Source organism: Flavobacterium sp. (assembly GCF_044371705.1).
Taxonomy (GTDB): Bacteria; Bacteroidota; Bacteroidia; order Flavobacteriales; family Flavobacteriaceae; genus Flavobacterium.
Genome location: NZ_JBILTE010000090.1, coordinates 1 through 10987 on the forward strand (window position 1 = coordinate 1; position 10987 = coordinate 10987).

At 34.2% G+C, this 10987-nt stretch carries 10 protein-coding genes and 1 pseudogene; 7 read left to right on the top strand and 4 right to left on the bottom strand.

The window, feature by feature from the left end; genetic code table 11:
• The 6 genes from rpsI to ACIQ2S_RS07745 form a co-directional block, all read left to right on the top strand.
• On the top strand, positions 1 to 114 hold a 114-nt coding region (gene rpsI, locus ACIQ2S_RS07720; protein ID WP_396174682.1), incomplete at its 5' end, for a 30S ribosomal protein S9.
• Positions 115 to 296: 182 nt separating this feature from the next.
• Positions 297 to 1097, top strand: a complete 801-nt coding sequence (gene rpsB, locus ACIQ2S_RS07725; RefSeq protein WP_396174663.1) for a 30S ribosomal protein S2 — start codon at positions 297 to 299, stop codon at positions 1095 to 1097.
• Positions 1098 to 1241: 144 nt separating this feature from the next.
• Positions 1242 to 2207: a translation elongation factor Ts gene (gene tsf, locus ACIQ2S_RS07730; RefSeq protein ID WP_396174665.1), complete on the top strand. Its 966-nt coding sequence runs from the start codon at positions 1242 to 1244 to the stop codon at positions 2205 to 2207.
• A 173-nt stretch (positions 2208 to 2380) separates the two neighbouring features.
• Positions 2381 to 6184, top strand: coding sequence for a TraB/GumN family protein (locus tag ACIQ2S_RS07735; protein WP_396174667.1), 3804 nt, complete (start codon positions 2381 to 2383; stop codon positions 6182 to 6184).
• 57 nt (positions 6185 to 6241) lie between these two features.
• Positions 6242 to 6889 carry a queuosine precursor transporter gene (locus ACIQ2S_RS07740; protein ID WP_396174669.1) on the top strand — a complete coding sequence of 216 codons (648 nt, stop codon included), beginning with the start codon at positions 6242 to 6244 and terminating at the stop codon, positions 6887 to 6889.
• Positions 6882 to 7406: a DNA-3-methyladenine glycosylase I gene (locus ACIQ2S_RS07745; RefSeq protein WP_396174671.1), complete on the top strand. Its 525-nt coding sequence runs from the start codon at positions 6882 to 6884 to the stop codon at positions 7404 to 7406. Before ACIQ2S_RS07740 ends, ACIQ2S_RS07745 begins: the two co-directional genes overlap by 8 nt.
• On the opposite strand, the gene aat is transcribed toward ACIQ2S_RS07745, so the two are convergent.
• From aat to ACIQ2S_RS07760, 3 genes are all read right to left on the bottom strand, one after another.
• Positions 7403 to 8044 (bottom strand): leucyl/phenylalanyl-tRNA--protein transferase, encoded by a 642-nt coding sequence (gene aat / locus ACIQ2S_RS07750; RefSeq protein ID WP_396174674.1) that lies wholly within the window; start codon positions 8042 to 8044, stop codon positions 7403 to 7405. The two genes, ACIQ2S_RS07745 and aat, sit on opposite strands and share 4 nt — an antisense overlap.
• Before the next feature lie 169 nt (positions 8045 to 8213).
• A complete protein-coding gene (locus tag ACIQ2S_RS07755) occupies positions 8214 to 8588 on the bottom strand; it encodes a DUF3127 domain-containing protein (protein ID WP_396174676.1) in 375 nt (124 codons plus the stop codon).
• A 37-nt stretch (positions 8589 to 8625) separates the two neighbouring features.
• The gene (locus ACIQ2S_RS07760) at positions 8626 to 9504 is read right to left on the bottom strand and encodes a flavin reductase family protein (RefSeq protein ID WP_396174678.1); all 879 of its coding nucleotides are present in this window, start codon (positions 9502 to 9504) and stop codon (positions 8626 to 8628) included.
• Positions 9505 to 9606: 102 nt separating this feature from the next.
• Between ACIQ2S_RS07760 and ACIQ2S_RS07765 the strand changes: the two genes are divergently transcribed.
• Entirely contained in the window at positions 9607 to 10755 is a 1149-nt protein-coding gene (locus ACIQ2S_RS07765) for a sensor histidine kinase (protein ID WP_396174680.1), read from the top strand.
• 97 nt (positions 10756 to 10852) lie between these two features.
• Here ACIQ2S_RS07765 and ACIQ2S_RS07770 read toward each other — a convergent pair.
• Positions 10853 to 10987, bottom strand: a pseudogene (locus ACIQ2S_RS07770) (HIT family protein); the annotation flags it as partial.

Genomic DNA, 10987 nt, shown 5'->3' on the forward strand with positions numbered 1-10987 from the left:
AACAGAGCTATCTTGAAACCAGAAGGATTGCTAACAAGAGATCCAAGAATGGTAGAACGTAAGAAATTTGGACAGAAGAAAGCTCGTAAGAGATTCCAATTCTCTAAACGTTAATACTGAACTTGTATCAGTAGCCGCAGCTTAATTCGCTGTAAAAATTTAAAATTATTATTAAAAAAGTTATTGTTGTTATTATTCCGATGCGATCGGAAAATTAGTTTAGCATCTAAATAATGAAGACCAGAGTAATCGCTACTACATTATTGCTAATCAACAGAACGTAAACTAGTACAAAAATGGCAAACAAAGTTGAAGTTAAAGACTTATTAGAGGCTGGCGTTCATTTTGGACACATGACTCGTAAATGGGACCCGAACATGGCTCCTTACATTTATATGGAACGTAATGGTATTCATATCATTAACCTGTATAAAACTGCTGCTAAAATTGAAGAGGCTAATGAAGCCTTGAAAAAAATTGCAGCATCCGGTAGAAAAGTACTTTTTGTAGCTACCAAAAAACAAGCAAAAGATATCGTAGCCGAAAAAGCTGCTGCAGCGAACATGCCGTATATTACGGAAAGATGGCCTGGTGGTATGCTTACTAACTTCGTTACTATCCGTAAAGCCGTTAAAAAAATGGCATCTATTGATAGAATGAAGAAAGATGGCACTTTTAATACACTTTCTAAAAAAGAACGTTTACAAGTAGATCGTCTTCGTGCTAAACTAGAGAAGAACTTAGGTTCTATCGCTGATATGTCTAGATTACCTGCTGCATTATTTGTAATAGATATCAAAGCTGAACACATCGCAGTAAAAGAAGCTCAAAAATTAAACATTCCAGTTTTTGCTATGGTTGATACCAACTCTGACCCTCGTCAGGTTGATTATGTAATCCCGGCTAATGATGATGCTTCGAAATCAATTGATAAAGTATTATCTCTTGTGACTGCTGCTATCGTTGAAGGTCTTTCTGAAAGAGGATCTGAAAAAGATGGCGAAGTTGTTGCTGAAGATACAGTAGAAGAAGTAGTAGCAGCAGAAGCTGCTCCAGCAGTGGAAGCAGAAGAAGCTAAAACAACTTCGGAAGAATAAATAACAAAAAATTCCAATAAAGAAATTCCAAATTCCAAAAAATTGTCAATTTAAAATTGATGATTTAATAAAATTGGAATTTGGAATTTGATTATTGGAATTTGTTTTTTTACAAAAAATTAAACACTTTAAAATAGATACAAAATGGCAACAATTACTGCTGCAGACGTAAATAAATTAAGACAAATTACAGGTGCAGGTATGATGGACTGCAAAAAAGCATTAGTTGAATCTGATGGAGATTTTGACAAAGCTATCGAAAACCTTAGAAAAAAAGGGCAAAAAGTTGCCGCTAACCGTTCTGACCGTGAGTCAACTGAAGGTGCTGCCGCTGCTTTTATAAACGCAGAAAAAACTAAAGGTGCTGTTATTACTTTAAACTGTGAAACAGATTTCGTGGGTAAAAATGAATCTTTCGTTTCTTTAGCCAAAGCGTTAGTTGGAAAAGCAATCAATTTTTCTTCGAAAGAAGAATTTTTAGCTTCTCCATTCGATACTAACATGACCGTAGCTGAAAAATTGATTGAGCAAACAGGTGTTATCGGTGAAAAAATCGAAATTGGTGGTTTTGAAATTTTAGAAGGAGCATTCGTTGGATCCTATGTACATGTTAACAAAATAGCAGCTCTAACTGCAATTTCATCGGTAATTGCCGATGCAGAAGTTTTAACTAAAGACATTTCAATGCAAGTAGCTTCAATGGGAGCAGACACCTTATCTTACAAAGATTTTGATCCTGCTTTTATTGCTTCTGAACTTGACGCTCGTATTGCAATCATTGAAAAAGAAAATGAAGAAGCAGCACGTTTAGGAAAAACATTAAAAAATGTCCCTACGTACATTTCTTACGCTCAATTAACAGAAGAAGTTTTAAAACAAGCGGAAGAAGATGCAAAAGCAGAATTAAAAGCAGAAGGTAAACCTGAACAAATTTGGGATAAAATCATTCCGGGTAAAATCCAACGTTTTATCTCTGACAACACAACTTTAGATCAAGAAAAAGCGTTACTTGACCAAAATTTCATTAAAGATGATAGTAAAAAAGTTGGTGATTATGTAAAAGGTTTCAACGTTGAAATTACAGGTTTCAAAAGAGTAACTTTAGGATAGTACAATTTATCTCAGAATCTGTTGATTTCAGGTTCTTGAATCTTACAAATTATATCAGATAGAATCCCATCGACTCAAATCGATGGGATTTTTGTATTTTAAAGAATTCCTACAATTAAAATCAATTGAATTCCGTTATATTTGAAAAAATAACAACTTTAAAATAATTTGCTTTGAAAAAGATTGTATTTCTGCTAGTACTAATTTGTTCAATTTCCTTTGGACAACAAAAAAAATACCAAAGTTTATTGTGGGAAATTTCAGGAAACGGACTGGAAAAAAATTCATACGTGTATGGTTCTATGCACGTTAGCGAAAAAGTCAGCTATCATTTATCAGACGCCTTTTTTAAACATTTGCTAGAAGCCGATTTTGTTGCAAACGAAAGCGAACCAAGCAGTTGGTCGGATCTTTATGATTTATTCAACAATGAAAGTTATATCAATCAAAATAAATTTTACAAAGAATTTTACCTCTATCCGTTTCAAAAACAACAATTAAATGATTTGTTTGAAAGTAGAAATTATACGATGGATAATTTATTGTTTCGAACCAATGAATACAATCAAGATTTTCAGGAGGAAACCTATTTAGATATGTTTATTTACCAAACGGGAAGAAAATATAACAAAAAAACCGTTGGTTTAGAAGACGCGAAAAAATCGTTGGTTTTAATCATGAATATCGACTATTCTGATTCAAAAATATCAGACGAAAACACCCAAAAAGTTGTCAAAATTCTGAAAAATAAATCGTTCGACGCTGCTTTGATGGATTACTATCGAGAAAAAGATTTAGACATGATGGATTCACTGTTGACACTTGTTTCTCCGGAGGCTTATCTAGACGCGATGCTATATAAAAGAAATATTATAATGACTCAAAGCATCGATTCTATTGCTAAAAAAGGAAGCCTTTTTGCAGCCATCGGAGCCGCACATTTACCCGGTAAAAAAGGTGTAATTGAATTGCTTCGTCAAAAAGGGTATACTGTAAAACCGGTTTTTGATCAATATACAGACAAAGGGAAAAATACAAAAAAACAAATTGATGAGTACTTTGTCAAACCAAAATTAGTAACTAAATCTACAGTTGACGGATTTATTGAAATGCCATTATTCGAAATGGTCATTGCCAACAATAACGACATAAACAGTCCGGATTTGTCGAATGGCGGCTATATCAACATCAAAAGAAAATTGCTGAACAACTTTTTGAAAAAAGACAAAGATGTTTTTAATCATCTGACTTTAGACAGCTTATTCTATGAAAATATACCGGGAGATATCCTCGAGAAAAAATTCTTTGAGGAAAAAGATTATTTAGGCTACGACCTAAAAAACAAAACGAAAACCGGCAATACCCAACGTTATCGTTTTTACATCACACCCCTGGAAATAATCTGCATTAATATGATTGGAACTGGCGAATATGTAAAAAACTACGAAAACGAAGTTTTCAATCAGATCAAATTGAAATCCGATACGGGAAATTGGGAAACTGTTAGTCCCTCAAAAGGCGGATTCAGTATTCAAGTTCCCTCCTACCATATTTTGTATGGAAACAAGCAGGAATCTGTTTCACCCGTTGATACTGAATTATATGCACATGAAACGGCTAGTAAAAGCAACTATTTTCTAATTGAACGCACTTTGAATCGCAATTTTGATCTGGCTGAAACTGATTTTGAACTCCAAAGAATTCAAGAAGAGTTTTACTTGCAATATGACGCTGATAAAGCCGTTGAATCCATCAAAAAAAGCGAAAATACTTTAGTTTCAAAGTCAACCATTAATGGAAAATCTATACAACTGAAAACGGTGATTAATGGCCCAAAATATTATTTAATGGGAACAGTTAATGCATCGGATGAAAAAACGATTAAATTCTTTGAATCATTCAAAAAATTAGCATTCAAAGAAACTGCTGATTTTCAGAAGTATACCGACAGCACAGGATTGTTTACGGTGGAAGTCCCTAAAAAACAAAATGAAATCTACTTCTTGAAAACCAATCAGAAGAAACAAAAAGGGAAGAAAGACAAGAAACAGAATTTATTCACAAGTGATTACGAAAACTATTCATTTACCGATGAAAATGGTCAAAAAATAGAGGTCAATTTTTATAAATACCATAAATACGAACGAGAGAAAAACATAGATTCTGTAAAAGCAGATTTTACCAGATGGTTTAAAACAAACGGGCTTTCTGATAATGAATCTGCAATAGAAGAAACTGCAGAATTAGCAGACGTAGAGGAACTGATTGAAACAGTAGCAATTGATGAAGAATATGCAATGGCAATTGACGATTACGGTTTCGAATCTTCTTCTCAAGACAGAAAATTATTTTCTTCTACTTGGGAAAAGGAAATCGGATTTACTGCAAAAATCAAAGGCAAAGGAAATAAATACCAAGTAATTAGTGAACAGTTTAATCAAGACCCCTCGCAAAAATACTATATCTATGAAGCAATGGTTTCAAAACCACAAACTATTCAGGCGATAAAATACAAAGTGATTTTTAAAGATGGATTAATTTACCGTATTAAAACATTGGTTGATAAAAGCTATAGTAAAAACAATCCCTTTATCGAACGTTTTTATGGAACTTTTACTCCTCTAGATTCAGTTTTAGATTATTCAGTTTTTGAATCAAAACTGCAACTATTCATGGCAGATGCACGCAGCGAAAATGACACTATTCGTTATTCTGCACTCAAATCTGTTAGTCGTTTAAGCTTTGAAAAAGAGGATTTAAATGAACTGCAACAGTTCATCGACTCATTCAATTTTAAAGCAGATGAGCTAGATGCCTTAGGCAAACTTTTTGAAGCGATCGGCGAAATAAAAGACCCCATGGTACTTCCGTTTTTAGAACGCAACTACAAAAAAGACAATCTAAATCCAATTATTCAATTGGCAATTTTAAAAGGATTAACACATCAAGAATCAAAGCCTGCTTACAAAAAAATCATGGAGTTGCTTGAATATGATTTGCCTTTGTCTGAAAGCAAATATGAAATATCCTCTTTATTCGCACATTTTAACAATGATCCGAAAAATAGTGCCGAGTTATTTCCTGACATTTTTCAATTTTACAGTATTCCGGAATACCATGACCCGATTGTCAAACTTAGTTCTATTCTATTTGATCTAGGTTTAATAAATCCAAAGAGGTTGAATCAATACAAAAAAATGGTGTTAACCAATGCAAAATTAGAATACAAACGTGTAGCTGGTTGGAAAGCAAAAAATGACAGTAAAGAAAATGCACGAAATGCCGATCGTGATACACGTGTTGCGAATGACTTGAAAAATTATATTCAATTAATTTACCCTTATAAAAACGAAAAAGATTTCAAACTACTTCTCAATAAGATACAAGCTTTGGACATTGATGCCTTAAATTTAGAAATGGCATTTTTAGATTTGAAAAAAGACAACACTCTTGATAAAAAAACAGAAGTGGCTTTATTAAGCAAGCCTAGTACTCGTTTTGCAGCTTATCAAATGTTGTATGACAAAAAACAAATTAGTGTGATAGAGACAATTACTGATGAAGATTTAGCGAAAGCCGGAGTTATATATCTTGATGAAATTGATACTGAAAAAGACAGTTTAGTATTTTTTGAAAAACGTGAAATCAGTTTCGAGGGCAAAACATTAAACTATTTCTTTTTCAAACAAAAACCGTCCAAATCTGGTACTGATGAGTATTATGACTCCTACGATGCTCAGGAAAAACTTGTAAGTATCGCGTTTGTACAAGGCAAAAACGGTCGCGTTAATCCAAAAGCATACTATTCAGGTCAAGTAAATGAAATTGTAGATGAAGAAAAAATGGATGAACTCTATCAACAAATAATTGACTATTCTATCAATGGAAATCGCCTGCGAACCTCCTTTGGAAAGATTGTTGATGAACATAACATAATGGGATTCAATGATTATGAAGAAGAATATTACGAAGAATAAAATGAAATAAATTATTATTTATAATTTAGAGCCCTTGATGCTACAAATTAAAAGTACATGTTTCAAAATAGAAAAGACACGGTGTATGTTGTTCTTGCCGGCATTTTTATAACAAATGCAATTGTTGCAGAACTAATCGGCGGAAAACTCATTACTATTTTTGGAGTTCCCATGAGTATTGGAATTTTGCCATGGCCCATTGTTTTTATTACAACTGATTTAATTAACGAGTACTTTGGGGAAAAAGGAGTAAAAAAACTATCGCTCATCACTGCGGCTCTCATCGCCTATACCTTTATCATTTTATTCTTTGCAATTAAAATTCCTTCCAGCGGAATTAGTTCGATTTCTACCGAGCAATTTGAAGCAGTATTTGGACAAAGTCAGTTAATAATCATTGGAAGTATTGTTGCCTTTTTGGTTTCTCAATTAATTGATGTAACCATTTTTCATTTTGTAAAAAAAAGAACCGGAAAAAAAATGATTTGGCTGAGAAGTACAGGTTCCACTGTTATCTCACAATTATTTGACAGCTTCATCGTACTAGGCATTGCGTTTTACGTGCCAGGAATTATGAATTCAGAAACATATATTATCTCAGGTTTTACGGGATATTCTGTAAAATTAGTCATTGCCGTTTTAATGACTCCTCTGATATATTTGGGTCACTATTTAATTGAACAATATTTGCAAAAAAATGCCTGATAAAAACCGATGTTCCTGGTGCGAAAAAGACCAACTCTATCGTGACTATCACGATACAGAATGGGGCAAACCTGTGTATGACGATCAAAAATTATTTGAATTTTTAATTTTGGAAACATTTCAAGCAGGTGTGAGTTGGCATTTAATTTTAAAGAAAAGAGAAAACTTCAAAAAAGCATTCCTTGGTTTTGATTACCAACAAATCGCTCATTTTGGCGATTATGAAGTGCAGGAGTTAATGAAAGCAGCCATCAACAATGCAAAAGCATTCATAAAAATTCAGGAAGAATTTGGTTCCTTTTCAAATTTTATTTGGAGCTATGTGGATGGAAAACAGGTCGACAATAAATTCCATTCGTTAAGTGAAGTTCCTGCTTTTAACCCTTTGGCTGAAAAAATCAGTAAAGACCTAAAAAAACGTGGATTCAAATTTATCGGACCCACTACGATGTATGCTCATATGCAAGCAACCGGAATGATGAATGATCACATGATTGATTGCTGGACCAGAAGTTAAATGGAAGATTTTAGTATTTTTATATAACTGTCTCGAGAGATTTCAAATGCTCCCAGTTTTTCCAAATGGTCGTTGTGTACTTGACAATCAAGTAATCGATAATTTTCTTCTTTTAGTTGCTTAATCAAAGTTACAAAAGCAACTTTGCTGGCATTGGGCACTTTGGAAAACATGCTTTCACCACAAAAAACTTTACCTAAATCTACACCATATAAACCGCCCACTAATTCATCATTTTGCCAAACCTCAACTGATTTCGCAAAACCCATTTCGTGTAATTTTTCATACGCCTGCACCATTGAATCTGTAATCCAAGTCCCATCCTGCCCTTTCCGATGAACCGTTTTACAATTTCTAATAACCTCTGAAAAATTTTTATTAAATGTAACTTTGAAAAGTTGTCTATTTAAAATGTTGCGGAGACTTTTAGCCGTTTTATAATCCTGAGGATTGACTACCATTCGCTGTGGCGGACTCCACCACAAAATTGGCTCATCATCATCAAACCACGGAAAAATACCGTTACGATATGCTAAAAGCAATCGTTCAGTGCTTAAATCACCCCCAACAGCTAAAATTCCTTCGTAGGAAGCTTCAGTTACAGGTGGGAAATACAATTCGGAGGTTAGGAAATACATAATTCAAAAGTCTAGATCAAAAAGCAAAGATCAAAGTCAAAAGTCAATAGTTCTGTGCTTCAGCACTAACTACCCTCCGACTTCAGTCGGGGGATAATCTAAAAATTCCAAATCCCAAACGTATATCATTGGAATTTGGAATCTCATTTTTTTGGAATTTAACTTTTTACTAAAAAGGCAAATCGTCATGTTCTTCTTCATTGAAATTAGTAGCAGGTTCAAATGCTTCCGCTGCAGGCATTGGAGGCATACCGGCAGCTGGTGCTTCCGATTGCAATTTTTCAATTCTCCATCCTTTGATTGAGTTGAAATACTTGGTTTCTCCTTGCGGATTTACCCATTCTCTTCCTCCTAAGTTGATTGAAACTTTAACATTTTCCCCAACAGTAACCGTATTTAACAAATCACTCTTATCTTGAACAAATTCAATCATGATGCTTTGTGGATACTGCTCATCTGTAGTAACTACTAATTCTCTCTTTTTAAATGTTGGGCTTACTTGTTGCACCGCTCCAACAACCTTTACTTTTCCTGTAACTTCCATACGCTTGTTTTGTTTTAAAATTATTAATTGGCTTATACTAAACTCTTTTGGCTAATAAAACTTTCCAAGCCGACAACGCGTCTTGAATAGCTAAATATTCCTTGGCTTTTTGATGTACTTTCACTTCATCTGCTGAACTCAAAACACCTTTTACCTGAATATTTTGTTGTACAAATATATTAATTTCTTCGGTGGATGGCAAACTTTCTACATTTCCTAACATCCCTAAATCATTTCCGTCAAAAACCGCACTTTCTTTAATAAAATCAGGAATCTGATCTACTCCTATTCCCATTGTTGCCAAAGGTTTTGGAATTTCAAATAAGCCTTGATTGGACCGCGAATACCAATTGGCACCCATTCGGGAAACCAAATCAATTTTATGTTGGTCAATTAATCCGTTGGCATCTAAAATATCTTCTGAAATATGCATCTGAACTACTTCGCAAATAATTAAATTACCGGCTCCACCTTCAGTCCCTAAGGAAATAATATCGTTGACTTTACACTCAAATTGCACCGGACTTTCGGCCACGCGATAGGGTTTGACAAGCTCCGATGGCAACATGGTTAATCCGGATTTCAAAAATTCATTCACCCCATCCGGATATTCCGTGCTGGAAAGTGACATTTGTTGCACGATGTCATAATTCACCACATTTATCACAACTTCACGCGTAGCTTGACAATTGATTAAAGTATGCTTAATTGTATTGTCACGAACTCTTCTAGCCGGCGAAAAAACTAAAATAGGAGGATTGGAACTAAAAACATTAAAAAAACTGAACGGCGATAAATTGGGGGTTCGATTGTTATCCATTGTACTAGCAAAAGCAATAGGTCGCGGACCTACCGAACTTTGTAAATATCCTTGTAGTTTTACCGGCGAAATTTCCTTGGGATTAATACTAATCATAACATTTTTTAGTTTTAACAAAAATAAGAAATCAAAGCCTATTTTTCGATTGCTTTTTACATTTCAAGTAAGATTTATTACTTTTAACCTAAATATTCATGTATGCAGTTTTCCGATAGCCGAAATGTCACCCGTTGGATCTTGATTTCTTTATCTTTTGTGATTATTTCGCTGATACTTTGGAACACCTATTCGTTCTTCCAAATCTTTAAAGAAGATGAACGAATGAAAATGGAATTATGGGCCGAAGCTCAAAAATCCTTGAGTAATGCCGACGAAAACACAGATATCGGTCTGACGGCGGTTCTTTTAAACAACAATAAAAGCATTCCTCTGATTTTAACAGATGAATTCAACACTTATTTGGACGGTAGAAATGTAGATTCCTTGATTTTAAATGACCCCGAAAAAATAAAAAAACTAATTCAAACTTTTAAAAATCAAAATGAACCCATCAAGATTGCTTACGACGAGGATAAGTTCCGGTATTTGTATTATGGCAATTCGCCTATGTTGAGCAAGTTAAAATATTATCCTATTGCTCTGTTGTTAATTATAGTTTTGGTTGCACTTTTGGTTTTCAACTTTTACAAAACCTCTAAAATTGCTACGCAAAACAAACTTTGGGCGGGAATGGCTAAAGAAACTGCTCATCAAATTGGCACGCCTTTATCGTCGCTGATTGGTTGGCTGGAAATCATGAAATCCAACAATTTAGATGAAACGATTGTCACTGAAATTGAAAAAGACATTACACGATTACAAACCATCACCGATCGATTTTCAAAAGTGGGAAGCGAACCTGCTTTGGTACCCCAAGATGTAATTGCAGAAACTTTTGTATCGTTTGAATATTTGAAATCACGTTTTTCAAATCAAGTAGAATTTCAGTTCAATGCTCCTGAAAAAGAAATTATGGTTTCTTTAAACGCTGCTTTACACAGTTGGACCATTGAAAATCTGATTAAAAATGCTGTGGATGCCATGAAAGGCAAAGGAAGTCTTTCGCTAAACATTATTGAAACCGAAAAAGGTGTCGACATTTATGTTTCCGACACCGGTAAAGGCATTCCCAAAAAACAATTTAAAAAAATATTTGAACCCGGATTTACCACCAAAAAACGTGGCTGGGGTTTGGGACTTTCCTTAACCAAACGTATTGTAGAAGAATACCACAAAGGCAAAATACGAGTGGATCATTCAGAAATTGGTAAAGGAACGACGATGGTGGTAAGTTTGAAGAAGGTGTAGTGAAAACTACATAAACTACTGCTGTCAATCTGAACTTGTTTCAGATTCTCAAAATCATACACTAGATTCTGAAACAAGTTCAGAATGACAAAATAAATTATAATTTTTCTTGAACTTTCTGAACGATTTCTTCAAATTCTTCTTTAGTCAAACTCACTTTTCGTTGAAAACGCATATCATCCATGTCTTGCAACGGAATTAAATGAACGTGCACGTGTGGCACTTCCAATCC